Here is a 25,651-nt window from a genome sequence, read left to right as displayed (position 1 = left end):
ATGCCTCCTCTCTACAAGTTGGGGTTCTTTACAGCCGTGCCGGCCTTAGCTGCCGCATAGATCGCTTCTACCGCCCGCATGCACTCCAGTCCGTCGATGCCCCGCAGGCCGGGCATCGCATCCCTTCCGGTGGAGGCGCGCTCCATGAAGTGACGGATCTCGCCCACATATCCGAGATTATATTTTTCATCCACCGCCGGGGAAGACCATCCAGTCGTGATCTCCGCCTTTTCAATGGTGTAGGAGACGCCGGGGATCGAGAAGCATCTGACCGCCGAGGAAAAATCGAGGTCCACATGCAGACAGCCTTTCGTGCCGTAAAAGTCGATTACGTCTTCCATGCCACCCACCGTTACATAGTTCGCTTCGACGACCGCCCGTATCCCATTTTCAAAGCTCATGCTGCAACTGGCCCAATCCTCGCCCTCCATTGCCTTGTGCACCAGATTCCGTTCCATCCCGCCCGTAACGTCCGCCGTTACGCACGTCCATCGGTTGTCCCCCAGCGCCAGAGCCAGCCCGACAGGATGGATGCCCAAATGGATCATGCAGCCGCCCCCGCAGCCCGCGATGGTTTGGGCGAACGGAGAGTGGGAGCCGGAATGGGCCTCCCGCGCGCGTATGAAGAGCAGGTCGCCAATGGCGCCTTCCCGAACGATCTCCAGCGCCCGCACAACCGCCGGTGCGAACAACCAGTCTTCCGCGTAATAGAGGCATTTTTCGGCCGCCTTCGCCGCTTCGGCCATCTCCTGAGCCTGGGCCGCAGTGATTGCCAGCGGTTTTTCGCATACCACATGCTTTCCATGCCTGAAAGCGCAGAGAGCGACCGGATGATGCAGAAAATTTGGCAGGCAAATGTCCACGACGTCGCAACCGCTTTCCGCAATGGCCTGCTCATAGCTGCTGTATTTCGTATAGTCTTCCAGTCGGTAGCGACTGGCCAGTGCGTCGATCCGATCGGGCTGCATATCGCAGATCCCGACGACACGCGCGAGGTCGCTACAGCGCTGGTAGCCCTCCATGTGGAGGTCGGCACTGAACGCAGCGCCAATCACCAGCACTTTAATTCTCGGTTGGGTCATTTCCCTCTGCCTCCATTCGATTCTTTCCCAGATAAGCCTGGAGCACCTGATCATTGGCCAGAAGGGCGGCTCCCGTTCCCTGAATATCCACCCGGCCATTTTTCAGGACATAGCAGTAGTCGGATAGTTTCATTGCCTTTATGGCATTCTGCTCGATCAGCAGCACCGTAATCCCCGATCGGCTGATCGATCGGATGGTATCGAAAACCGAGTCCACAACCAGCGGCGCAAGCCCGAGGGAGGGCTCGTCCAACAGCAGCAGCTTCGGCTTGGACATCAGACCCCGGGCGATGGCCAGCATCTGCTGCTCGCCACCCGAAAGTGTTGCCGCATGCTGCTTCCGTCTCTCCTTGAGGCGCGGGAAGAGGACGTACATCTCTTCGATCATTCCCGCGACTTCCCCGCGGCTTTTCGTCAGGTAAGCGCCGACCATCAGGTTCTCCTCCACGGTCAGCCCGGAAAAGGTCCTTCGGCCTTCGGGCACCTGCACAATGCCCTGTCTGACCACTTTATGGGGCTTTGAGCAGACCGCCTCGCCGTTATAGGTGATGGTGCCCCGCTGAATCGGGACACAACCGGTGATGCTGTTCAACAGAGTGGTTTTCCCCGCCCCGTTGGCGCCGATAATGCTGACGATCTGACCGTCCTGCACCTCAATCCCGACATCCAGCAGAGCGGCTGTCTTTCCGTAGGAAACGCACAAGTCCTTAATTACCAACGCCACCGGCTTCACCTCCGAGATAGGCGGCGATCACCTGCGGATCCTTCTGAATCTCTTCCGGAGGTCCGACAGCGATGTTGCGCCCAAAATCCTGTACGTAAATGGTGTCGCAAAGCTCCATGATGAAATCCATCTTGTGCTCGATCATGAGCAGCGACAGGGAAAACTGTTTTTTGATCTTTCGAATAAAGTCGATCAACTCGAAAAGCTCCTCGCTGTTGAGTCCCGCGGCCGGCTCGTCGAGCATCAGCACCCGCGGCCTCATCGCCAGCGCCCGTGCGATTTCAAGCCTGCGCTGGATCCCGTAGGGCAAATTGGATGGGCGGTCGTCCTCATACTGCTCCAGCCCTACCACCCGCAAATATTCCCATGCCTCCTGCCGGATCCGCCGCTCATTTTTCCGGTAACGCGGCAGGAACAGCATCGTTTCCGACACGCCATATCCACAGGCATGGTCAAGCGCGGTCCGGACATTATCCAATACGGACAGTTCGTTAAACAGACGGATATTTTGGAAAGTTCTCCCCAGGCCCCGCACCGCGATTTTTTCCTGCGGCATCCCGGTAATTTCCTCGCTGCACAGGTGGATCGAACCAGAGTCCGGCTTGTAAATTCCGGAGATCAGGTTGAAAATGGTGGTCTTTCCTGCGCCGTTTGGGCCGATGATTCCTACATTTTTCCCCTCTTCCACCTGCATCGAAAAATCCTTGACCGCCGCAACGCCGCCGAAATTTTTGCTGACGTTACGCATTTCAACGATATTCATAATAAGCAACCATCCTCATTCTGACCGTTCTTTGACATTGTACGGGAGTACGCCGGCCGCAGGAGCCTGCCCAGGGGAAGCTCCCATTCGCCGAACAGCCCCTTGGGGCGAAAGTTCAGAATCAGCAGGACAAGGACACAGTAGATGACGATCTTGTAATCCGCCGCAAAGCGCAGCGCCTCCGGCAGCATTGTCAGCAGGAAGGAGGATACCACCGACCCAGTCAGGCTGTTGACCCCGCCGAAAAAGACGAAGATCACCCACTCCGCCGATTTTGTCCAGCGGAACATGGCGGGTTCCACATAGGAAATAAAGAACCCGTAGAGCCCGCCCGCGTAGGCCGACAGGACCGCGCTGAGCACAAAAATTTTCATTTTGGTGGTAAAGACGTCGATCCCAAAAGATTTTGCCGTCAGCTCATCGTTTTTTATGGCAATACAGACTCTTCCAAAACTGGAATATTTGAGGTTACGCACCATAAAGACGACGAGAACGGTCGACAGCACCACCAACCAGGTGCCTGTTTTTCGCGGGATCCCGGAAAGTCCGGTGGAACCGCCAGTCAGTTTGACCATGTAGTTGAGCAGCGCCGCCACCGCTTCGCCGAATCCGAATGTAATCAACGTAAAATAATCTCTGCGCAGTTTCAGCGTTGGATATCCGATCACCACCGCGGTCGCCGCGCTGACCAGTACGCCGATCAGCAATGCAAGCGGGAACGGCAGCTCGAATTTTACAACCGCAATGCCCGATGCGTAGGCCCCGATGGCCATAAAGGCAGCCTGCCCGAAGGAAAACAGCCCAGTCAACCCGGTGAGTAGAAAAACACCGGCTACGTTGAGGATGGTAATGCAGGAAAAGATAAAAATAGAGTGAAAAAAGCTCATAACTGTCCCCGATCCTTCCTGTTACGCCTTTTCGCTGACGATCACGCCGGCAATTCCCTGCGGGCGGATCAGCAGGAACAGAATAATGATTCCAAAGCTGAAGACCGGTGTAAGCCCCGCCCCGAAAATCACGGTAACGAACACCTCGATGACACCCAGCAGCAGGGCGCCCACCACCGCGCCGCCCAAGCTTCCGAGTCCGCCCAGTACCGAGGCAATAAAGCCCTTGACCACCATCTGGCTGAGCTGGGGATAGACGGTGTAATTGATTCCCAAGAGTACTCCGCAAATCCCCGCCAGAGCGCCGGCAATGAAGAACGCGGCCATGACGACCACTGTGGAATTGATGCCGCACAGCCGGCTGGTCCGGTTATCAAGGGACACCGCCCGGATGGCCAGTCCCAGACGGGTACACCGGAAGATATAGAGCAGCGTCAGCAGCGACACAACGGTAACACCCATCATGATGCAGTCCATAATGTTGACCATGAATCCGAACACGTCAAAGCTGTAGAGCTGTATAAACGTCGGGAAGGTATAAAAATTGGTGCCGTTGATCAGCGTCAGGATGTTTTCCAGCAGCATTCCGATCGTGATCGAGCTGATGAAATAATAGATCAGCGGGCTGTTTTTGCCGCGCATTCTGCGAAACCCGATCAGCTCTACCACCAGTCCGGTGATCCCGCCTCCCACCATGGCGATCAAAAGGGTCAGGAACAGATTGGTGTGAAACCATTTGGATGCAAAAAAACCAATATACGCCGAAACGGCGATCATACCACCATGGGCAAAATTGCTGAACTTCATCACTGAGAAGATCAGCGCGAAGCCCACCGGTTGAATAGACCGCACCGACCGAAAGGCCATTGATCAGCATGCTTAACATAATTTCTACACATCCTTTGCCTGGTGCCGCACGGGAGATTTCTCTCCCGCGCGGCGGTGGATGAACAGGAATTTATTCCTCCGAAGGCGCGAACTGCTCGAGCGGCAGATATTCCATCCCCTCAACCTGTGTAATCCACATTTCAAGCCCCTGGGGACGATGGGTCTTGGGGTTCATGCTGATCGTACCGGTCAGGCATTCCAAATTTTTGGTCTCCCCAAGCGCTCCCGCCAGCGCAGTCCCGTCGGTGGTTCCGGCCCTCTTGATGGCATCCACAATAATGTTCACGTTGTCAAATCCAAAGAATACATGGTAACTGGGCTCGGAGCCCATTTCCTTAGTGGCGTTTTCGATAAAGGCCTTGACCTCTTCCTCCTGGTAGTTCATGTTGTTGGGGTGATAAACATTGGTTGCCGCACCCTTTGCCAACTCGGCAAACGGGATAAAGAAGGAGTTATTGCCAAGTATCGCGCAGTCCATACCGAGTGCCCGTGCCTGCTCGTAGGCAAGGGCGTTCTGCTGGGAATAGCCTGAAATGTAGAGCATATCCGGTCCCGCATTTTTAATCTTCCCGAGCAGGGCGCGGTAATCCTTGTCGTTATTGCCGTCGAACGCCTCCATCGCAACCACCTCGCCGCCGTGAGCCTCCAGATATTCTGCAAAGGGCAGCGCGTGAGAGGTCGCGTAAGAGTTGGAGTTGTCATAAAGGATCCCCGCTTTGGAAAGGTTCAGTTTGCTCATCGCGTATTCTGCCATCAGCACCGCCTGCTGGTTGCAGCTTGGTTCGGTGAGGAACATATACTGCCAAGGGGTTCCATCCTCCTTCGTGGTGGCGCGCTCGTCCATGAAGTCGCTGACCATCGGCACTTTATTGGTGTCCGACAGCGGAGCCAGCGCGATTCCAATGTTGCTGGCAAGACCCATGACGGCCACCGCGTTGTCCTGCTGGCAGAGACGGTTGTAGGCGTTGATGCCTTCGTTTACGTCGTTGCCCTTGGTGTCGTAGGTGACGATCCGGACCTTCCGGCCGTCTACGCCGCCCGCATCGTTGATCAGCTTTGCGGCGTATTCCGCGCCCCATTGATACGATTTCCCCCAGACCGAACTGCTGCCGCTGATATCCTGGATGTTGCCGATGACGATCTCGCCCGCCTCCTCAGCTTCGCCGTCCGGGACCTGTGAAGGCTGTTCGGCTGAGGGCGCCTCCACAGCTGGGACCGAAGGATCCGCGGGCTTGCTCCCGCATCCGGAAAACACCGACAGGATCAAAATCGCTGCGATTAATAAGCTGGTTAACCGTTTCATGATGTACATCCTTTCCCTTCATACGATGGTTTCTGTCTCCAATGGTATCCGAATCCTCTTTCCAAAAGGTCAGCCGCTCAATTCTTCCACCTGTCCGGCGGCGTCCAGATCCAGCAGCAACGCCGCCGAGTCCATGGTGCGCAGGATGGATGCCGGGCAGTTCTCCGACACGGGCCCGGTCAGCGCGGCCGCGACAGCCTCGGATTTACGTGCACCCGGCACCACCACGAATACATGCCCAGCTTTGCGAATAACCGGGATCGTCACAGTGACTCCCATCCGGGGAACGTCGTCGATGGAGGCGAATCCAAAGTCATTTTTTTGTTGTTGCCGGCAACGCTCGTCCAACGTAATGAGCTTCATGATTTTGGGGTCGTTGAAATCCGCCTCATGCGGTTCATTAAAAGCGATATGTCCGTTTTCGCCCACACCGAGGATAATGATATCCAGCGGTTTCTCGGTCAGAATGCGGCCGTACCGATCGCATTCCGCCGCCATGTCCGCCGCCATGCCATCCAGATAGCAGACGGTCCCCGGATGCACCACATCGAACAGTTTGCGTTTGATGAATCCTCCGAAGCTGTAATCGCGGTCCATCGGAACACCCACCCACTCGTCCTGATGGAACGCCGTCACCTTGGACCAGTCGATCCCCGGATACTCACACAGGCCGGACAGGAACTCATTTTGAGACGCTGCGGATGCAAAGACGATCCGCGCTTCCCCCTTTTCCCGAATCAGCCCGATCAAAGTTTCCCCTACCTGTTGTGCGGCGGCCGCACCCAGATCCGCTCTGTCACGGTAAACCTCCACCGTCAAATGGTCGTATTTTTTGCTGATTACCACGGCAAACCCGCTCCTTTACCTTTATTTCATTTATACCTGTTGCATGGTCAACGCACCGGTGGGGCACACCCCTTCGCAGATCCCGCAGCCCAGACATTTCTCCGGCGCGACCACCGGCGTCTTCCCCAGCATCTCGATTGCGTCGCAGTGTCCGGGTTTGCTGCAGCGCCCGCATCCGATGCAACGGCCGGGGTCGATTACCGGGTGACCGGGCAACGCCTCCAATCGGGAGGAGGAACGCAGATGCGGAAGCGATCGGCCAACAATGGCGGCATAATCGATGTGTTCTTCCTGAAGGTACGTTTCCATACCCGCCACCATTTTTTCGACCACTTCCCAGCCGTACCACATCACAGAGGTACAAACGGTCACCAGGTCTGCGCCCCACATCATCATTCCCAACGCCTGGTCGGCGGTTTCCAGTCCGCCTCCTCCAATCAGCGGGATCCCCACTTTCTGACGGATTTGAGCCACCTGGGAATAGGACATGAACCTACAGGCCGGTCCGCCAAGGCTCCCGTGGGACACACCGTTCATAAGCCGGTAGCAGGGCTTCCCGTCCGCGTGGATATCTACCGGAGGCAGCGCCGACTGCCCGCCCGCTACGCAGACGCCGTCCGCGCCGCCCGCCTTGGCCGCCGCCGCGATTACCGAAATATCGGTGACATTGGGAGTCAATTTGGCCACGACCGGGATCTTTACGGTGTCTTTAATCAAGCGGACGATCTCGCGCACACGTTCGGGATTCTGTCCGTGGACCGCGCCGCCCTGCTCGTTCCCGGATAGGGAATCCTGACCGCCGATGCTTTTCGTCGAAAGGCCGATATTGGGACAGATCAAATTTGCTTCGATCGCGTCGGCTCCGGCCTCCTCCAACGCCTTAGCCAGGACCGCCCATCCCTCCATATCCGCCTGATCATGGGTCATGTTTGCAAAAATTTTAAGCTGGGTACGCTCTTTGGCCTCACGTATCAGCCCTACGCCTTCCTCCAGGTCAAGCCGCCGGTCGTAGCAGATGAGACTGCCCAGCCGGTCACTGGTATGCATACGCAGCTTGCCGTAAAACGGCTGCCGGATAAAGGTCAGCTTGGTGCTCACCGCGGCCGCGCCCGCCTGATCCGCCGCTACAAGGTATTTCAGTTTGCTGGTCAGCGGACTGGAAGCAATCACTACCGGGTTTTTCATCTGGATACCGCAAAAATTGATCATCTGGAAACCTCCTTACAAATTCACAACCTGGTCAGGTCTCTCACGCTGTCCCGCCGGATCAATTTTGGTTGCAGCTTGATGCTGAGCGGGTGCTGCTCGCCGCTGGTCATCTGGTCGATCAGCAGTTGCGCCGCCAGGCGTCCGATTTCAAAAGCGGGGCAATGGATGGTGGTGAGGGCCGGTGTAAACATCTCTGAAAAGGGAATGTTATCAAAACCAATCACTGAAACGTCTTCCGGAACACGGATTTTGTGGTTTTGCAGCCCCTTCACCACACCGATGGCCATCATGTCGTTCACGACGAGCAGCGCGGTCGCATCAAGGCCCCGGCGGACGAATTCGTCCGCCATTTTAAGTCCCGATTGAAACTCGTATCCTGATTCTGCAAGCTCGGTCTCCTCCCCATCGATCAGCAGGTAGTCGCCCGGGAGTTCAATCCGATTTTGCAGCAAGGTGTCTGTAAACCCCTGATAAAGATTTTTGCGCGACCATCTGGTCAGAGGGGTGCTGCAAAATGCAATTTTTTTATGCCCTTTTCCCAGAAAGTGTTGTACGGCCAGAGCGGCTCCACTGGCATTGTCAAAGTTGATGTTGGTACAGATGGACTCCTCCGTGGTCAACTGGTCAAGCATCACGATGTGCATCCCTTTCATCGTATACTCCGAAAGGGATGCGGTCAGGTTGTCGGGCTCCATGGAGCTTGCGGAGAGCACCACGCCGCGAATGTTCTTGTCAAAGAGCGCATGCAGGTATTCCCGTTCCCGTTCCTTGCTGCGGAAGGTGTTGCACAAAATGACCAGGCTCCCGTTTTTTTGGCATTCCACCTGCGCTCCCAGCGATGCCTGCTGATAAAAAGGATTGCTGATGTTTGGAATCAACAGACCGATATCCTGCCTATGTGTGATTTCCCGCCGATCCCGTTTGGCTGCCGGTGTATATTGGAGCGTCCGTGCGGTTTCCAGCACTTTGCGGCGAACCTCCTGTCGAACCGGATAGCCGTTGTCGCTGAGCACCCGGGTCACTGTCGCCGGGGAGACCTGCGCCTGTCTTGCAATGTCCCGGATGGTTACATGTATTTTTTGCTCCAAGCATATCAGCCCCCTGAAATTTCAGAAAACAAATGCTGTTTCTGTTTCTATTCTTATATGCTTTCTTTTGTCGTGATTGTACACAAATTGCATAAAATAAGCAATATATATAATTCAATTTTGTGGCATTATTGCAAATATTATATCTATTTCTATTTGCTAGCCACAAAATATTCGCTGTTGTTTCTGTACGTTTCTATAATTGTTAAATTTGACCATGGAATATTATCCCATTGCAACAAAAAAGGACGGCAGGATTATCCTTGCCGTCCTCTTTGGGAAAGACACCTCAAGTTTGTCTGCCCACAGATCCCCGATAACAGAAAATTTTCGGATTTGTCATTTGAACGCCAGCCCACTTGCGGCACCCGAAAGATCGCTCCGGCATATGCTGGTATGGGCAACTGCCCGATTTGTTTTGGAGGCTTCATCTATGGCTAACAATCGATTCTTGAACCCTATCTTCCCGGAGGAACGGATCTGTAACTGCCGTCCTCCGGTTCCGCCTTGTCCTCCGCCCATCCCGCCCTGTCCTCCTCCGATTCCGCCCTGCCCGCCGCCCTGTCCCTGCCCGACGGGGATTACCGGGCCCACCGGACCGATCGGACCGCAGGGACCGATTGGGCCGCAGGGTCCCATCGGCGTCACCGGGCCGACCGGCGCGACCGGTTCGACCGGACCCACCGGCCCCACCGGCGCGACGGGCGTCGGCATCATAGGCCCCGTCGGGCCGACCGGCGCAACGGGCGCGACCGGGCCCACCGGGCCCACGGGCGTCTCCGTCACCGGTTCGACCGGCGTGACGGGCCCAACCGGACCCACAGGGCCGACCGGTCCCACGGGCGCGACGGGCGTCACGGGCGCGACAGGCCCAACCGGACTTTCGATCACCGGCGCGACGGGCCCAACCGGACCGACCGGACCCACCGGGCCGACCGGCCCCACAGGCCCCACCGGAGAAGACGGCGCGGCCGAGAATATCGTCATCCGCAACACCACCACCTCTGCGCCCGGGGCCCCGGCCTCGGTCGTGGACGTCACCGGCGGGCCGACGCACGTTCTGGACTTCACCATCCCCCGCGGCGCGACCGGGCCCACCGGCGCGACTGGGCCCACGGGTCCCACCGGGCCGACCGGCCCAACCGGGGCCACGGGAACCGGGGCTACCGGCGCGACCGGTGCGACCGGAGCGGCGGGAGCCACCGGCGCAACGGGTCCCGCAGGACCCGCCGGACCGACCGGCGCATTCCTTTCTGCACAACCGTCTGCCGTGCCCTCCAGTGATCACACCCTCCGCTCAACCTCCATGCTCCAGACCCAGAATCTGTTCATATGGGTCACGGAAACGGAACTGAATTTCCACCCGGCCGTTTGCATGGACATACACTTTATTGACAAGCTCAGCCAGAATGTCCCGATCCAGTGTTTGGAGCTGCCGGGTCCTTTTAAACCGTTCAAGGCGCGAATCGTCCCGCGCCGGTTCTCTTTCACATACGGCTCCTTCCACTTTCAGCCGGCTGATTTCCTTTTGAAGCGCGTCAACTTCCGACTCGAAGGAACTCTTATAGTCCAGATATTCCGTCCGCGAGAGCAAACCGTCCTTCATATCGGTATATAAGGATTTCAGATAGCCCTTCCTCTTTTCGAGTTCCTCCGCGCCCTGGTTCAGCAGGGCCTGAAGCCGGTCCTGCCGGCAATCTGGTTTTGAGGCGCGGCCCGCCTCTTCCACAAGGCCGGCCAGGCCGTCCGCCAGGTCCACCTGCATTTGGACCGCCTTCAAAATGACGCCGCACAGGCGCTGCTCCCGGATCGAGTGGGGCGTACAGCCGTCCTTCGACTGCCGGTTCGTCCGGCAGCAGTAGTAGGCGAGCTCCTTGGATGTTTTCCGGTGCATGGTCTTTTGGCAGTCGGCGCAGAATACAAAGCCGGACAGCAGGTGCAATTCCCCCTGCCGGGGCGGCGTCCGCGTGTTCTTTTGCAGCAGCCGCTGAACGGTCCGAAACGTCTCCCCGTCGATGACCGGCTCGTGCGTGTCTTTGACGACATACCAATCGTCCTCCGGCAGGCTCACACGTTCGTGCACCTTGTACGACCGGACCTTTTGTTTCCCCTGGACCATGTGCCCCAGGTACATTTGATTGCGCAGGATCTCATAGACCGTCCGCTGGGTCCAGAGGGAACTGTGGTATTTGTCATGCGGGTTTTGATACTTGAGGCCCTTTCGCCGTTTGTATTCCGCAGGGCTTGGATAGCCTAGCCCGTTAAGCCTTCTCGTGATCCCCTCCTTGCTGAGGCCTTTGCAGTACCACCTGAAAATTTCCCGCACCACCTCCGCCGCCTCGGGGTCGATCACCAGGTGGTTTCTGTCGTCCGGGTCCTTCCCGTAACCGTACGGGGCAAACGCCCCGATAAACTGCCCTTTTTTTCGCTTGACGTCGAAGACATCGCGGACCTTGAGGCTCGTCTCCCGGCAGTGGTTCTCGTTCATCATGCCCTGAAAACCGATGGACAGCATGTTTAAGGTCTCCGGGTGCCGGTAGGTATCGATGAACGGGAGCCGGGTCGAGATAAAGCGCACGTTGTACCGGACCCGCGTCTCCTCCAGAAAACGTGTCTGGTCGGCGCTGTTGCGGAAGGGACGGGACAGGTCCTTTACCAGGACGCAATTGATTTTCCCGCTGTAGATGTCTTCCAGCAGCTCCCGGAAGCCGGCGCGCTCGTCCTCGCTCGTCCCGCTGACGCCGTCGTCAACATAGATTTTATGGAGCTTCAGGTCCTCATGGCCGGCAATGTAATCGAGCAGCCACCGGCGCTGGTTGGCGATGCTGTAGCTCTCGTCGTTCCCGTCTTCGCGGGAAAGCCTCAGGTAGATTCCCGTCGGCCATTCCGCCGCCGTTTCCAAATCCTTTTTTTCCGCATATCGCCGGGACATAACGCCTCCCCTCTCCCCCGCGCGGCCGCACGCCCAAATATCCGGCCGGCCGTTCAGGGGTCCCCGTGTGCAAGGTAGTGTAAAAGCGCCTCCTTCAGCGTCCTGTTTTCATCGCTGAAGCTGATTTTGACCGGGACGCCGTCCACCAGGAAGCAATAGGGATTGCCCGTCCGTTCGATCAGGCGTTCCAGCCTGCCGGCGGGCGGCCGGGAAGCGTCCGTCCAAACGTCCGCAAGCTCTGCGAGCCCGGAGATCTCCAGATCCCGAATGTCCGCGCGGCGCATGGCGTCAAGTTCGGCGCGAGTCAATGGCCTCCCCCCTCTCGCCTAATTGCTATGCCCGGCACGGCCTTTCCTTGCATGTCCCCGCGTATTTGGCGGCACGCCAGAGAAAGGGCCGCCCAACTCTTGCGAGTTGAGCGGCCCTTTTGGATTTGATCCGCCGCCGTCTGAGCATACGGACGGCGCGGCATTTTCCTTCGCCCGGCTACAGGCGGTCGGCCCATCCGCGGCTTCTGTCGACGGCTTTGCGCCATCCGGCGAGCAGCGCGGCCCTGCGGGGTTCCTCCATGTCCGGTTCGAACGTGACGTCGCACCGCCAGAGGCTCTTCAGTTCCTCCGTCCCGCTCCACACCCCGACGGCGAGGCCCGCGAGATAGGCCGCGCCGAGCGCGGTGGTCTCCCGGATCATCGGGCGGCGCACCTGCTTATTCAAGATGTCCGCCTGGAACTGCATCAGGAACCGGTCGCGGCTCGCGCCGCCGTCCACGCAGAGCTCGGAGATCCGGCGGCCGGTGTCCCGTTCCATCGCCTCGACCAGCTCCAGGCTCTGGTAGGCGATCGACTCCTGCGCCGCGCGGATCAGATGCTCCCGTTTGGTCCCGCGCGTGATCCCCATGATACAGCCGCGCGCATACATATCCCAATAGGGCGCGCCGAGACCGGTGAAGGCTGGCACGAGGTACACCCCTCCAGTGTCCTTCACCTTCTGGGCGTAGTATTCCGCGTCGCAGCTCTCGTTGAAGAAGCGCATCTCGTCCCGCAGCCACTGGATGACCGCGCCGCCGACAAATACGCTGCCCTCCAGCGCGTACTGGACCTTTCCGCCCAGCCCGATCGCGATCGTCGTCAGCAGTCCGTTTTTGCTCTCGCAGGCGGTCTCCCCCGTGTTCATCAGCAGAAAGCAGCCGGTCCCGTAGGTGTTTTTGGCATCCCCCGCTTCAAAGCAGCCCTGCCCGAACAGCGCCGCCTGCTGGTCGCCCGCAATGCCGGCGATCGGGATCTTCGTCCCCTGGAGCACGGTATACCCGTAAACCTCGCTGGAACCGCAGACCCGCGGCAGCATCGCGCGCGGGATGTCGAGCGCCTCCAGCAGGGCGTCGTCCCAGTCGAGCGTGTGGATGTTATAGAGCATCGTGCGGGAGGCGTTGGTATAGTCGGTCACATGGACCGTCTTGTCGGTCAGCCTCCAGATCAGCCAGCTGTCGACCGTCCCGAACAGGATCTCCCCCCGTTCGGCGCGCTCGCGCGCGCCTGGCACGTGGTCAAGGATCCATTTGATCTTTGTCCCGGAGAAATAGGCGTCGGGAATGAGCCCGGTTTTTTCCCGGATGGTCTCCCCGAGGCCCCGGTCCAGCAGCTCCCCGATCATGTCCGCCGTGCGGCGGCACTGCCAGACGATCGCGTTGTAGATCGGCCTGCCGGTGTCCCGCTCCCACAGGATGGTCGTCTCCCGCTGGTTGGTGACGCCGATCGCCGCGATGTCCCGCACGTCCACGTCGTTTTGGGTGATGACCTCGCTCATCACCGCGTACTGCGACGCGTAGATCTCCATCGGGTCGTGCTCCACCCAGCCCTGGCGGGGATAATACTGGGTGAACTCCTTCTGGGCGAGCCCGACGATGTTCTGCTCTGCGTCGAAGAGGATCGCCCGCGAGCTGGTGGTCCCCTGGTCGAGGGACAAAATATAGCGGCTCATGCGATCTCCTCCCTGCCGGCGGCGGACGGCTGCGCGGATTCCAGCGGGCGGGCGGGCAGGCTGCGCGTCGCCACAATGTTCACGCCCGTCCCGCAGACGTTGCGCACGACCACCTGCCCCAGCGAAATGGGGGCCTTCAGCCGTATGCCGTCGAGAAGCGCCATCGCTTCAAACAGCTTCCCTTTGGGGAGCGGGCCGTCGGTCTTGACCGGGCAGCGCGGATGCGCGCCGCCCGAGACGCAGACGGTGGAGGTCAGCACGCGCGTGGGGTTGGTCAGCTCCGCGCGCCCGTATTCCGCGCCGCGCGGGCAGGCGTTTCCGGTCACGGCGAAACCGTTTTCCTCATCCACGCACAGGCGGCAGCCCTTCGGACAGACAATGCAGGTCAGCTCTTTCATGTTTGCGCCTCCTTGATCGATACCGTCAAATCCTTCCCGGCCGCCCTTTCCAGCAGCTGTCTGGGAAGCGTGATCCGCTCCATTTCGCCGGGGGCCAGCCGTTCGCGGGGAAACCCGGCGATCCGTTTTCCGTCCGCGTCGACCTCGACCGTGCTGGCCCCGCAGACCCGGTTCACCCGGAAAAACAGCTCGGCGCGCTCCCCCGCCGCGTCCATCCGGATGCGCTGCGGCACCGTATAGCTCACCCCGCCGCCCGCGCGGACCTCGGTGACGCTCCCCCCGGCGCGCGCGCCCTTCCTGACATACGCGGCGGCCGCCGCGCCCGCGCGCTGCCCCTCCGCCGTGACAAAGTCGACCAGGTCGTGCACATGCACCACGTTGCCGCAGGCGAACACGCCGGGCATCGAGGTCTCCATGTTCTCATAGACCACCGCCCCGTTCGTCCTGCGGTCGATTTCGATCCCTGCGCGCCGGGTCAGCTCGTTTTCGGGGATGAGGCCCACCGAAAGCAGGATCGTGTCGCAGTCAAAGGTCATTTCCGTCCCCGGGACGGGTCTGCGGTCTTCGTCCACCCGCGCGACCACCGCGCGCTCCACCCGCCTGCCGCCCTGGATGTCGACGATCGTGTGGGAGAGGTAGAGCGGGATGTCGTAATCGTGCAGGCACTGGACGATGTTGCGGGTAAGCCCGCCCGAATAGGGCATCAGCTCGACGCAGGCCAGCACCTTCGCGCCCTCGAGCGTCATACGGCGCGCCATGATCAGCCCGATGTCCCCTGAGCCGAGGATCAGCACCCGCCTGCCCACCATATAGCCCTCGATGTTCAAATAGCGCTGTGCCGTACCCGCCGTGAATATGCCCGCCGGGCGGGTGCCGGGGATCGCCACCGCGCCGCGGGTGCGCTCCCGGCATCCCATCGCCAGGATCACTGCCTTCGCCTCGAGAACGCGGTAACCGTCCGCCCTGCTGACGGTGTGCACCCTGCGGTCGGGCGTGATTTCGAGCACCATGGTGTCCGAGCGCACCTCGATCCGCGTGTCCCGCAGCATCTCGACAAACCGCTGGGCGTATTCCGGCCCGGTCAGCTCCTCCTTGAAGTAATGAAGCCCGAACCCGTTGTGGATGCACTGGTTCAGAATTCCGCCGAGCTCGCGGTCGCGCTCGAGGATCAGGACCCTTTCGAGCCCCTCCCGGTATGCCTGCACCGCGGCCGCCAGCCCGGCCGGGCCGCCGCCGATCACCACCAGATCATACAAGGCCCGCACCCCCCATCTTGGTTTTTCCCGTTATGATATAGGACCCCGCGCGGTCCTGCAGGATCTCCTCCGGAGGGAGCCCCCGCTCCCTCGCCAGCAGCTCGAAGACCCTCGGCCCGCAGAAGCCGCCCTGGCAGCGGCCCATCCCCGCGTTGCAGCGCCGCTTGACCCCGTCCACCGAGCAGGGAGGGATCGGGCCGCGCAGCGCGTCGAGGATCTCGCCCTCGGTGATGGTCTCGCAGCGGCAGATCACCCTGCCGTAAGCCGGGTTCTCCTCCGCCAGCCGCGCCTTCTCCTCGCAGGGCAGCTCCTTGAAGCGCACCCTGCGGCGGGTGTCGATAAAGAAATCCTTTTTGACGAGCCGCAGGCCGCAGTCCTCCAGCAGCTCCGCCGCCATGCGCGCGATCGCGGGCGCAGCGGAAAGGCCGGGGGATTTGATCCCCGCGATGTCGATCAGGCCGGGGGCGTCCGCCGCCTCCGCGATGATAAAGTCGTCGGCGCCGTCCGCCGCCGCGCGCACCCCGGCAAAATTGCGGATCGATTCCCGGAAGTTGATGGAGGGCACCGATTTGCGCGCAAGGCGCATGACCTCTTCCAGCCCCCCGGCGGTCGTCGCGGTATCGTCCCGTTCCCTGGGGGGCTCGTTGTTGGGCCCCACGATCAGGTTGCCGTGCACCGTGGGTGCCACCAGCGTCCCCTTGCCCGCCCTGGTCGGGCATTGGAAGACGACATGGCTGACCCGCTCCCCCTCGCTTTTGTCGAGCATGTAGTATTCCCCCCGGTCGGGGTGGATGCGGAAGGCCGGCGCGGCGGCCATGTTGTGCACCTCGTCGCTGTAAAGGCCCGCCGCGTTCAGGACATACCGCGCCCAAAAGCGCCCGGCCGCCGTGTCCAGTTCAAAGCCGCCCTTGCAGCGCCGGATCGCCGTCACGCCCGCGTTCAGGTGAAGCGAAACGCCGTTTCGCACGGCGGTCTCGGCCAGCGCGAGGGCGTATTCCCAGGGGTTTACAATCGCCGCGGTCGGCGCGTAGAGCGCGCCCACCACCTCGGGGGACAGGTTCGGTTCGAGGTTCCTTACCTGCGCGGCGTCGAGCAGTGACAGGCCGGGGACCCCGTTTTCCACGCCGCGCGAATAGAGCGTCCGCAGCAATCCGGCGTCCTCCCCGGAAAAAGCCGCCACGAGCGAGCCGCATTGGCGGTAGGGAACGTCCAGCTTCCGGCAGAGCTCCTCCGCGAGACGGACCCCCTCTACGTTGAGCCGCGCCATCAGGGTGCCCGGAGGCGGGTCGTATCCCGCGTGCAGGATGGCGCTGTTCGCCTTTGTGGTGCCGCAGGCCACGTCGTTTTCCCGCTCGAGAACCGCCACGGAAAGCCGGTACCGCGACAGCTCATACGCGCACGCGGCGCCCACGATTCCGCCCCCGATGATTGCAACATCTAACATGGTAAGCTCCTTTCGCCGCTCTACCGGCATAAATTGGTCCCCGGCGCCCGTCCGCGCCGCGGTGCAGAAAAAGAGAGCACGACATCCGGCGCTGTCTCCAGCGCCCTTCTGCCGTACTCTAAAACTCTTGCAGCATTTCTTCTTTTCAGGCCGGGACGGCCCGCTACAGGAACCAGATCGCCCTCTGGGTGGAGGAGACCGAGACCGCCCCGGCGGCCAGCGCGTTGATCACGTCCTCCTTGTCGCTGATCAGCCCGCCGGCGATGATCGGCTTGTCGGTGGTTGCCGCGATCTTGCGGATCACCTTGGGCATGACGCCCGGGAGGATCTCCACAGCGTCGGCCTCGGCTGTCGCCAGCTGCCTGCTGATGTTAAAAAGCGCCATGGAATCCAGGACAAAAAACCGCTGCACCGTCAACAGGCCGCAACCCTTGGCATGCCGCACGAGGGAGTGCTTGGTGGAGATGATGCCGTCGGCGCAGGTATTCTTTGCGATGAAATCCACCACCACGTCCTGCGAGGTGAGGCCGTCCACCAGGTCGATGTGGACGAACGCCAGTTTCCCCGCCTCCTTCAGCTGTGCCACGATCCCGGCGATATTCAGCATATCCCCATAGAGTACAAACGCGATCGAGCAGTCGCTCGTCAGGCAGTTTTGGAGCCCTTCGGGGTTTTTGACCGCGGCGATCACCGGGCTGTCCCGCAGCGCCTCCAAAAATTTCTTCTTTCCGAGCACCTCGGCGCCCTCCTTCCATATGGTACCGGCCCGACGGTCACCCGGCGGCCTCCCGTTTCCCGCCGGAGAACGGCCAGTCGTTGACCACCTTTTCCGCGAAGCCGAAGAGCCGGTCGATCTTCAGCGGCGTTCCGTCGTCCAGCACCGCCGTCCCGGAATAATATCCGAACACCTGGTGCTGCTCCGCCCCGTAACGGATCCCCGCGGGCGCGCTGGAATGGCGGTCGAGCACCGGGTCCATGGTCATCTCAAACCGCCCGTCGGAGGAGCGGAAGGCCCACGGCTTGGAGAAGGCGGTCTCGTCGTCCTGGATGACAAAGTCCACCTCTTCCAGCTTATGCGCCCTGCCGCCGTAAAAGAGAACATTTTCGGTGGCGGCGGAGGTGTCGCCGTACCGGCTGCCGATGTTGAAGCCGAACAGCCTGCCGCCGACCACCCCGCCCGCGCTCCCCCAGCAGGGGGTGCTGTGCTCCGGCCAGACCCCGCGGCCCCAGTCCTGGACGGCAAAGGCGCGCGACGGGTCATAGCGGTAGGAAAGCCCGCCCAGCCGAAACCCGCCGCTCACGCGGATGCAGGGGACCTTGTGGCAGTAGAAGAACAGCCCCGGCTCCTCCGCGAAGGGGAAGGCGTGCTCGCAGATGTCCCCCTCCGGGAACTCGAGCGCTAGCTCCGCCTCGAGCGGGTCCGCGCCGCTGAAATCCTCGAAGCGGACGTTCAGGGCCATTTGCCTGCCGGAATAGCGGTACTCGCCCACTGCGCGTTCGTTTTGGAACCGCACGTCCTCCCACGAGGTGCGCGGCGGGGACAGGACGCTGCTTTCCGCCGGGCAGAAGGCCATCTCGTTGACCTGCCGGTTTTCCCGGTAGTCCATGAAGCTGACCGACAGCCGGTGAAAAGCCCCCATGTTGGCCATCGAAAACCCGAGCCCGTAGTGGTCGTCCCCGGCGAAATAGTAGTGCCATTCCTTGAAGAGCTCCTTCGGGAACCGGATGTTCTCCGGGTTGTAGCGCAGGCGGGGGGCGCGGGACCAGCCCGCCTCCACCAGCGTCCCGTCGGGCTTTAAAAGATCGTGCCGCGTCAAAATTTCGTGCTGCATCTGCTCCTCCCGTCTACCAGCGGTTGACCACTTTTTCCGCGAATCCGAACAGCCGTTCCACCGGGAGCGCGGTCCCATCGTCCAGGACCGCCCGGCCGGTGAAATACCCGAACACCTGGTGCTGGTCCGAGCCGTATCGGGCGCCCGGAGGCGGGTTGGAGTGGCGGTCCAGGACCGGCGTGAAATCCATCTCGAACCGGCTGTCGGAGGAGGTGAACTTCCACGGCTTCATAAAAGCGGCCTCCCCGTCGGGAATCAGGAAGGACACCTCTTCCAGCTTATGCATCACGCCGTCGTAGACGACCATGTTCTCGGTGGCGGCGGAGGTGTCCCCGAACCCGTAGCCGATGTTGAACCCGAACGGCCTCCCGCCGATCCGGCCGCTGGCGCTTCCCCAGTACCACTGGTTCCGGCGGGGCCAGACCCCGCGCCCCCAGTCCATGACCGAGTAGGCGTCCCGCCCGTCGAAATCGTAGTGCAGCCCGCCGAGGGTAAAGCCGCCCGAGACGCGGATGCAGTTGACCTTGTGGTTGTAGTAGAACATCCCCGGCGCGTCCCCGAAGGGGATGACGACGACGGTGGTGTCCCCCCCGGGCATCTCGAGGCGCAGGTCGGCGTCGAGGGTCTCCCCGTCCAGCAGGTTGGGGAAAACGACCTTCAGCCGGGTCTCCCCACCGTTCCGGAGGTACCGGCTCTCCGCGCCGTTCCAGGAGAAATGCAGCGGGCCGTCCGAGGTGGGCGGCGAGCGCAGGACGCTCTCCTCCGGCGTGCAGAAGGCGGTGTCGTTCGCCTGGATGTTGTTTTGGAAATCCATGAAGTTGACCGACAGGCGGTGCAGGCTGCCGACGCTGGCCGTGGAGAAGCCCAGGCCGTAGCGGTCGTTCCCGGCGAAGTAGTAGTCCCATTCCCGGATCTCCTCCCGCGGGAACCGGATCGCCTCCCGGTTGTAGGCGAGGATCGGCGCGCGGCACCAGCCCGCTTCGATCAGGTTTCCGTCCCCGTCCAGGAGGGGATGGGGTTTCGTAATCTCATGCTGCATGAAGAACCTCCTCCATTCCGCCGCTTTCCCTACATCCCGAGGTAGGCGACCTTGACGTGCTCGTTTTCGAGCAGCTCCTTCCCGGAGCCCTCCATCACCATCCGGCCGTTTTCCATGACGTAGGCGCGGGCGGCGATCCGCAGGGCCTGGCGGGCGTTCTGCTCGACGAGCAGGATGCTGATCCCCTGGGCGTTGAGCCGCTTGATGACCTTGAAGAGGTCGGCGATGATCATCGGCGCGAGCCCGAGGGACATCTCGTCGATCATCATGAGCTTCGGTTCGCTCATCAGCCCGCGCGCGATGCTGATCATCTGCTGCTCGCCGCCGGAAAAGGTGTTGGCCATCCGGTCCTCGTATTTCCGGATCGCGGGGAACATCTGGTAGGCGAAATCCAGATTCTTCTGCACGCGCGCCTTGTCCTTGCGGTAGGGGTAGGCCCCGATCAGCAGATTGTCCCGCGCGGAGAGCTCGGGGAAGAGCTGCCGCCCCTCGGGAACCATGCAGAGGCCCTTGCGCGCGATCAGGCTGGAGGGCAGCCCGGTGATCTTTTCGCCGCAGAAAAGGATCTCCCCGCCCGCGATCGGGTTCATGCCGGAGATGCTGCGCAGCAGGGTCGATTTGCCGGTCCCGTTCGCCCCCACGACGACGACCAGCTCGCCCTCGTCGACATGCAGGCTGACGTCCTGCAAAATTTGCAGGCCGCCCAACGTTATGTCCAGGTTATTGATCGTCAGCAACATCGTAATCCTCTCCCAAATAAGCTTTTATGACGCGTTCGTCCGAGGAAATCACCTGCGGGGAGCCGGAGGCGATGATCTCGCCGTATTCCAGCACATACACCTTTTCGCACAGGCTCATGATGACCCGCAGCACATGCTCCACGATGAACAGCGCGATGCCGAGCTCCCCGTTGACCTTTTTCACCAGCTCGAGCATCATCTCGACCTCGGTGGGGACCAGCCCCGCGAACAGCTCGTCGAGCAGCAGCATCTCGGGCTCGGTGGCCAGCGCCGCCGCGAGCTCCGCCTTTTTGCGCTCGAACATGTTGAGCCGGGGGATCTTGACCTGCTCCTTGCCCTCGAGCCCGACGAAGCGGATCATCTCATGGGCAAACGGCAGCGCGTCCTTCTTGCGCTTGCGGCGCAGGTAGGCGCCCACCAGCACCGACTCCTCCAGCGTCATCCCGGCAAACGACTGCGCCTTCTGGAAGGTGCAGGCGATCCCCGCGCGGCAGACCTCGACCGGCCCGAGTTTGGTGATGTCCCGGTCCTTGAAGCGGATCGTTCCGCTGTCGATCTTGTTGAAGCCGGAGATCGACTTGAACATGGTGGATTTGCCCGCGCCGTTCGGGCCGATCAGCCCGACGATCTGGCCCTTTTCCACCTCGGCGGTGACATTTTTGTTCGCGACCAGCCCGCCGAAAGCGATCGTCGAATTTTCGAGTTTGAAAAACATTTGCAGCAGCTCCTTTCCGGCTCAGGTCGTCGCGCGCTCTTTTTTGGCCGGCGTTTTCTTTTCATCTCTCTGGAAGAAGCTGATGATGCCCGCCGGCTTGAGAAGCGCCATGATAATCAGGACACCGGCGTAGATCACCACCGAGAAAGGCGCGAACCTGCTCGGCATCATTCCGCGGACCAGTTCGTCGAGCACGATCATCGACGAGCCCAAAACCGGGCCCCACACATATCCCATGCCGCCGACGATGACCACCATGATGATCTTGAGCGAGATCGACGCGTTGAAGACCTCGGTGTTGTTGGACATCAGGTAGAGCGCATAGAAGGAGCCGGCGAGCGATGCCATCAGGGCGCTGAACACGGTCGCCAGGATCCGCCAGTTTCCGATGTTGGAACCGAGCGCGCGCGCCAGATCGGGGTTTTCCTTGAGCGCCACGAAGTTGGTGCCGATGCGGCTTCTCCGGATAAACACGTAGAAGAGCATCGAGGCGACCGCGAGGGTGAGGACCATGTAGTACTGCTGGGTCTTGCTGAAGAGGTATTCCCGCGGCATCGAGATGCCCATGCTGCCGCCCGTGAGGTCGATGAGCTGGATCGAGAGGGAATAGACCGTCTGGTGCAGCCCGATGAGGGCCATGGTGAAGTAGAGCCCGGACAGCTTGGAGGCGATCACGCCCACCAGCAGGGCCATCAGGGTGTTGACGACCAGCCCCATGACGACCCCCGCGAACAGGCCCATCCCCAGGCGGTTGGTGGTGATCGTCATGCCGTAGACGCCGAGCCCGAAAAAGAGCGCGTGCGCGATCGAGAAGAGGCCGGACATGCCGGAGAGCAGGTTCCAGGACTCCCCGAGGGTGACGTACATCAGCGTGATGATCGCGATGTTGAGCACCCGCCGGTTGGCCGCCATCGGGAACAGGAGCGCCGCGGCCAAAAGGAGGAGGTACAGGATGACTTTTTTGTCGATTTTAAATTTGGACTGGCTCATTGTGACTCCTCCTTTCTAAATGTTGCGCACGGCGTTTTTGCGTTTGTTGAAAAGCCCGTAGGGCCGCACGAGCAGCACGACCACAAAGAGGCCGAAGAGCATCGGATCGTGGTAGGCGGTGCCGAGCACGCCGGAGATGAGCGCCGAGAGGACGCCGACCAGCACGCCGGTGATGAAGGCGCCGGTCAGGTTGTTCAGCCCGGCGGTGATGCAGATGACGAAGCCGATCAGCGTGATGTAGTCGCCGAAGTTCGGCTCGACGGTGAACATGGTCATCAGCATCATGCCCGCGACGCCGATCAGGATGAAGCTCAGCGAGAAGGCCAGGTCGAGGGTGCGCTCGCTGTTGATCCCCATCAGCCCGGCGACGTCCCGGTTCTGGACGACGGCGCGGATCGCCCGCCCGGTCCAGGTCTTGTTGAGGAAGAGCTGAAAGCTCACGAGGATCACCCCGGCCATGACGAAGCAGGCGAGCTGGATGATGCCCACGCTGATCTTCGGGGTGAAGTAGATGCGCTTTTCAAAGACGGCCAGGTCCCTCGGATAGGAGGTGAAGAAAAAGAGCACGAGGTTCATGATGACGAGCTGAAGGCCCATCGTCGTCAGGATGTTCATGCCCTCGTCGATTCGTTTTAAAAGGGTCTTCCGCATCAGCCAGCCGATCGCAAAGTTGATGACGATGACCCCGAGGGCCGCCAGGATGACCGGCGCGTTGACCATCCGGATGAAGAAGAAGGTCAGGTACATCGAAAGCATGATACATGCGCCGTAGGTAAAGTTGACCATGCGCAGGGAGCCAACCTGGAATGTGAAGGCGCTGGACATCAGCCCGTACATGCCGCCGACGCAGATTCCATTGAGAATGATATTGATATAAGCCGATACGCCCATGTGGTACTCCATTCCGCCGCGCGCGCCGGCTGATGTTCGGGATTTGGGCCGGCCCCCGTCCGCGCGAAGGAATGACAGGGGCCGGTTATGAAGGGCCAAAGGGAAAGCCCCTGCCGCACGAAGGTATGACAAGGGCTTTCCGGAGGGTTCCCGGGATTACTGCTCCCAGGGGATCACGGGGTCTTTCGTCCGCAGGAAATCGGGATACACCGCATACATGTCCCCGTCCATCCATTCGCTGATGACCATCTGTCCGGCACGGGTGTTGCTGTTGAACTCATCCCATTTGATGCCCCAGTACCAGGGGAGCTTGCCCTCCTCGAAGTCCAGGCTCTTCATCGCCGCGGCGAGCTTGGCGGTGTCGTCCCAGTCCTTCGGATCGACCTTCTTGAGGCACTCGAAATAGACGTTCATGCCGCCGTAGGCCTGCAGGGCGTGCGCGAGGGGCTTGTGCCCGTACTCTGCCTCAAAGTCCTCCTTGAACTTGGTGATGCCGGGGGCCGCGTCCTCGGAGATCGACGGGTTGGTGTACGACTGAGTCAGGATGCCGTTGGTGATCTCGTTGCCGAGGTCGGAGAAGTTGGGGGTGTCGTAGAAGATGCCGCCGGCGAGGATGACTTTCGGCCGGTAGTTGAGCTCGTGGATCTTCTTGAGGAAGAGGGTCCCGTCCGGAGTCCCCTGGATCGGGATCAGGATGTCGTAATCGGTGTTCTGCAGCTTGGTGATGATCGGCATGAAGTCCTTGTTGGTGTCCGGATAGCCCTCGTTGATGACCACCTGGACGCCGTTGGCCTCCGCCGTCTCAAGCATCGGGTTTGCGACGTGCTGGAGCCTCGTGGTGTAGAGCAGCGCGACCTTCAGGTCCTTGGCGTCCTTCCCGAGGAAGGTCTTGCCGATGTCGATGGCCTGCATCATCGCGCCCCTGGAGAAATCGTCGACGTTCGCGCCGCCGCGGAAGAAATAGGTGCTGGGACCCTGGATCAGGTCGGCGTCCCACGCAAGCGACAGGTAGAGCGCCTGCATGTCGTCCGCCATCGTGGCGAAGGTGCGGTCCGCGATGCAGCCGTAGCCGCTGATGAAGACGCGCACGCCGTCGTTGTAAAGGCGTTCAAATTCGGAGAGGGTGGCGTCCTGGGTGGGGCCGTCGGCAAAGACCATTTCGATCTTGCGGCCGTTGATCTCGCCCCCGATGTGCTCAAGCGCCATCTCCGCGCCGTATTGGTACTCGTGCCCTCCGAACGCGTTCGGGCCGGTCAGCTGGGTGACCATGCCGATTTTGAGCGGCGGGAGCTCCCCGTCCTCCGCGGAGCCGCCCGCGGTCGGGGGATTCGCAGCGTCGGGCTGCGTCGCTCCCTCGCCGCCGCACCCATAGAACAGCCCTGTCGCCAAGCAGGCGCTCAGCAGTACGGCCAGGATTCTTTTCGCCTTTGACATTTCTTTTCCTCCTTTGTATTGCAGCATTTTCGGCAATAAAAAAAACGAAAAATTTGCAATACCAAAGGTAAGGCAAATTTCTCGTTCTCTTAACTCTCTACGTGAAATTTACTAGTATTCTCTTGTCTTTATCATATTATCCGGTTTTTCCGCCTGCGTCAATCATATTTTGTGATATTTATTCAATCCCACAAATTGATGCCAAATAATTCAGCAGATATTGATAGGAATATTCCCATGTTTATACAATTAGATTTTAACCGGTGCCAGTTCCGGCCGCCGTAATACGATTCCTGGAATGGCAACGCCGCCATCAAAACCTATGACCGGTATCACGCTGCAAACGAAATCGGCCGGCCCTCTGGTTGTGCAGTCCGGCTCGCCCCCACCGGCGCGACGGGCGCAACCGGCCTTGCCGGCGCGACCGGGGTCACAGGAGCGGCAGGCGCCACCGGCGCCACTGGACCCACCGGGCCGACAGGACCCACCGGACCTACTGGGCCGACAGGACCTACTGGGCCGACAGGACCTACTGGGCCGACAGGACCTACTGGGCCGACCGGCGAAGCGGGCGCTGAGGGCGCGGCCGCGACCATCCGGATCGGCACCGTGACCACCGGCGACCCCGGCACCGAAGCCCAGGTCACCAACTCGGGCTCCGGCGAGGACGCCGTCTTCGACTTTGTCATCCCACGCGGGGAGCCGGGCGGCGGCGGGATCCCCGAGGTGCTGGCCACGGTGGACCCCACCGCCCAGCCGACCGCCGCGGGCGGCGCGCTCGCCTTCACCGACAACCCGCTCGTCTCGGGCGCCGCGATCTCCCATACCGCGGGCAGCACCGACGTGGTGATCAGCCAGCCCGGCATCTACCAGGCGTCCTTCAGCGGCTCCTTTACGGCCGCCGCCGGCATCACGATCCCCACGACCCTGCTGGCAACCCTCAACCAGAACGGCGTAGCCGTCACCGGGGGAACGGCCCGGCACACCTTTACCGCCACCGGGGAGACCGCGGAGCTGACCTTCAGCGTCCCCTTCCAGGTGACGGCCACTCCGGCAACCCTCAACTTCGTCGCCAGCGGGGCCGGCTTCACCGGCAGGGACCTGACCCTCACGGTCATCCGCCTCGGCGACTGACCAGCCCATCCTCCCGCTTTCCGTCTCCGCCCCCGCAGGGCGCAGACGCGGCCCGCGCCGCCCCAAAGGGCGGCGCGGG

24 protein-coding genes are annotated in these 25,651 nt (G+C 61.0%); 1 reads left to right on the top strand and 23 read right to left on the bottom strand.

Annotated features, from left to right (window positions below):
* Nucleotides 1-11: 11 nt before the first annotated feature.
* The 23 genes from NE609_RS11525 to NE609_RS11410 all read right to left on the bottom strand — a co-directional run bounded on the left by NE609_RS11525 (nt 12) and on the right by NE609_RS11410 (nt 24,438).
* Complete coding sequence (locus NE609_RS11525) at nt 12-1,082, bottom strand: Gfo/Idh/MocA family protein (RefSeq protein WP_256152572.1); 1,071 nt, start codon at nt 1,080-1,082, stop codon at nt 12-14.
* Entirely contained in the window at nt 1,063-1,806 is a 744-nt protein-coding gene (locus NE609_RS11520) for an ABC transporter ATP-binding protein (protein ID WP_243107430.1), read from the bottom strand. The genes NE609_RS11525 and NE609_RS11520 overlap by 20 nt, the downstream gene beginning before the upstream one ends.
* Entirely contained in the window at nt 1,790-2,569 is a 780-nt protein-coding gene (locus tag NE609_RS11515; protein ID WP_121586658.1) for an ABC transporter ATP-binding protein, read from the bottom strand. Before NE609_RS11515 ends, NE609_RS11520 begins: the two co-directional genes overlap by 17 nt.
* Entirely contained in the window at nt 2,566-3,456 is an 891-nt protein-coding gene (locus NE609_RS11510; RefSeq protein WP_256152571.1) for a branched-chain amino acid ABC transporter permease, read from the bottom strand. The genes NE609_RS11515 and NE609_RS11510 overlap by 4 nt, the downstream gene beginning before the upstream one ends.
* A 21-nt stretch (nt 3,457-3,477) precedes the next feature.
* The gene (locus NE609_RS11505) at nt 3,478-4,323 is read right to left on the bottom strand and encodes a branched-chain amino acid ABC transporter permease (RefSeq protein ID WP_256152570.1); all 846 of its coding nucleotides are present in this window, start codon (nt 4,321-4,323) and stop codon (nt 3,478-3,480) included.
* Between the two features lie 91 nt (nt 4,324-4,414).
* A complete protein-coding gene (locus tag NE609_RS11500) occupies nt 4,415-5,551 on the bottom strand; it encodes an ABC transporter substrate-binding protein (RefSeq protein WP_256152569.1) in 1,137 nt (378 codons plus the stop codon).
* 165 nt (nt 5,552-5,716) lie between these two features.
* Nucleotides 5,717-6,493 carry a 6-phosphogluconolactonase gene (locus NE609_RS11495; protein WP_121586662.1) on the bottom strand — a complete coding sequence of 259 codons (777 nt, stop codon included), beginning with the start codon at nt 6,491-6,493 and terminating at the stop codon, nt 5,717-5,719.
* Nucleotides 6,494-6,523: 30 nt separating this feature from the next.
* On the bottom strand, nt 6,524-7,702 hold the full coding sequence (locus NE609_RS11490) for a 4Fe-4S binding protein (protein ID WP_256152568.1): 1,179 nt from the start codon (nt 7,700-7,702) through the stop codon (nt 6,524-6,526).
* 20 nt (nt 7,703-7,722) lie between these two features.
* Entirely contained in the window at nt 7,723-8,790 is a 1,068-nt protein-coding gene (locus NE609_RS11485) for a LacI family DNA-binding transcriptional regulator (protein ID WP_256152567.1), read from the bottom strand.
* A 1,297-nt stretch (nt 8,791-10,087) separates the two neighbouring features.
* Entirely contained in the window at nt 10,088-11,722 is a 1,635-nt protein-coding gene (locus tag NE609_RS11475; protein WP_256152566.1) for a recombinase family protein, read from the bottom strand.
* A 53-nt stretch (nt 11,723-11,775) separates the two neighbouring features.
* The gene (locus NE609_RS11470) at nt 11,776-12,030 is read right to left on the bottom strand and encodes a DUF6870 family protein (protein ID WP_256152565.1); all 255 of its coding nucleotides are present in this window, start codon (nt 12,028-12,030) and stop codon (nt 11,776-11,778) included.
* A gap of 178 nt (nt 12,031-12,208) precedes the next feature.
* Entirely contained in the window at nt 12,209-13,699 is a 1,491-nt protein-coding gene (glpK, locus tag NE609_RS11465) for a glycerol kinase GlpK (protein WP_256152564.1), read from the bottom strand.
* Entirely contained in the window at nt 13,696-14,097 is a 402-nt protein-coding gene (locus NE609_RS11460) for a DUF1667 domain-containing protein (protein ID WP_256152563.1), read from the bottom strand. The genes glpK and NE609_RS11460 overlap by 4 nt, the downstream gene beginning before the upstream one ends.
* Nucleotides 14,094-15,353, bottom strand: a complete 1,260-nt coding sequence (locus NE609_RS11455; protein WP_186895872.1) for an NAD(P)/FAD-dependent oxidoreductase — start codon at nt 15,351-15,353, stop codon at nt 14,094-14,096. Before NE609_RS11455 ends, NE609_RS11460 begins: the two co-directional genes overlap by 4 nt.
* Nucleotides 15,346-16,797, bottom strand: a complete 1,452-nt coding sequence (locus NE609_RS11450; protein ID WP_256152562.1) for an NAD(P)/FAD-dependent oxidoreductase — start codon at nt 16,795-16,797, stop codon at nt 15,346-15,348. The genes NE609_RS11455 and NE609_RS11450 overlap by 8 nt, the downstream gene beginning before the upstream one ends.
* A 163-nt stretch (nt 16,798-16,960) precedes the next feature.
* Nucleotides 16,961-17,533 carry a glycerol-3-phosphate responsive antiterminator gene (locus tag NE609_RS11445; protein WP_121587622.1) on the bottom strand — a complete coding sequence of 191 codons (573 nt, stop codon included), beginning with the start codon at nt 17,531-17,533 and terminating at the stop codon, nt 16,961-16,963.
* Between the two features lie 37 nt (nt 17,534-17,570).
* A complete protein-coding gene (locus tag NE609_RS11440) occupies nt 17,571-18,629 on the bottom strand; it encodes a DUF2804 domain-containing protein (RefSeq protein ID WP_256152561.1) in 1,059 nt (352 codons plus the stop codon).
* 13 nt (nt 18,630-18,642) lie between these two features.
* On the bottom strand, nt 18,643-19,668 hold the full coding sequence (locus tag NE609_RS11435; protein WP_256152560.1) for a DUF2804 domain-containing protein: 1,026 nt from the start codon (nt 19,666-19,668) through the stop codon (nt 18,643-18,645).
* 29 nt (nt 19,669-19,697) lie between these two features.
* A complete protein-coding gene (locus NE609_RS11430) occupies nt 19,698-20,408 on the bottom strand; it encodes an ABC transporter ATP-binding protein (RefSeq protein WP_256152559.1) in 711 nt (236 codons plus the stop codon).
* Nucleotides 20,389-21,123, bottom strand: coding sequence for an ABC transporter ATP-binding protein (locus NE609_RS11425; RefSeq protein ID WP_101553284.1), 735 nt, complete (start codon nt 21,121-21,123; stop codon nt 20,389-20,391). Before NE609_RS11425 ends, NE609_RS11430 begins: the two co-directional genes overlap by 20 nt.
* Nucleotides 21,124-21,144: 21 nt before the next feature.
* Nucleotides 21,145-22,113 carry a branched-chain amino acid ABC transporter permease gene (locus NE609_RS11420; RefSeq protein WP_121587626.1) on the bottom strand — a complete coding sequence of 323 codons (969 nt, stop codon included), beginning with the start codon at nt 22,111-22,113 and terminating at the stop codon, nt 21,145-21,147.
* A gap of 15 nt (nt 22,114-22,128) precedes the next feature.
* A complete protein-coding gene (locus NE609_RS11415; protein ID WP_158595723.1) occupies nt 22,129-23,004 on the bottom strand; it encodes a branched-chain amino acid ABC transporter permease in 876 nt (291 codons plus the stop codon).
* Nucleotides 23,005-23,160: 156 nt separating this feature from the next.
* Nucleotides 23,161-24,438, bottom strand: a complete 1,278-nt coding sequence (locus NE609_RS11410) for an ABC transporter substrate-binding protein (protein WP_256152558.1) — start codon at nt 24,436-24,438, stop codon at nt 23,161-23,163.
* Between the two features lie 609 nt (nt 24,439-25,047).
* Between NE609_RS11410 and NE609_RS11405 the strand changes: the two genes are divergently transcribed.
* Nucleotides 25,048-25,572, top strand: coding sequence for a hypothetical protein (locus tag NE609_RS11405; protein ID WP_121587722.1), 525 nt, complete (start codon nt 25,048-25,050; stop codon nt 25,570-25,572).
* The last annotated feature ends 79 nt before the right edge of the window (nt 25,573-25,651 follow it).

The sequence above is a fragment of the Anaerotruncus sp. DFI.9.16 genome, from assembly GCF_024461615.1.
Taxonomy (GTDB): Bacteria; Bacillota; Clostridia; order Oscillospirales; family Ruminococcaceae; genus Anaerotruncus; species Anaerotruncus massiliensis.
The sequence above is the reverse complement of the archived record's forward strand: the minus strand, read 5'-3'. Positions and strand labels throughout refer to the sequence as shown.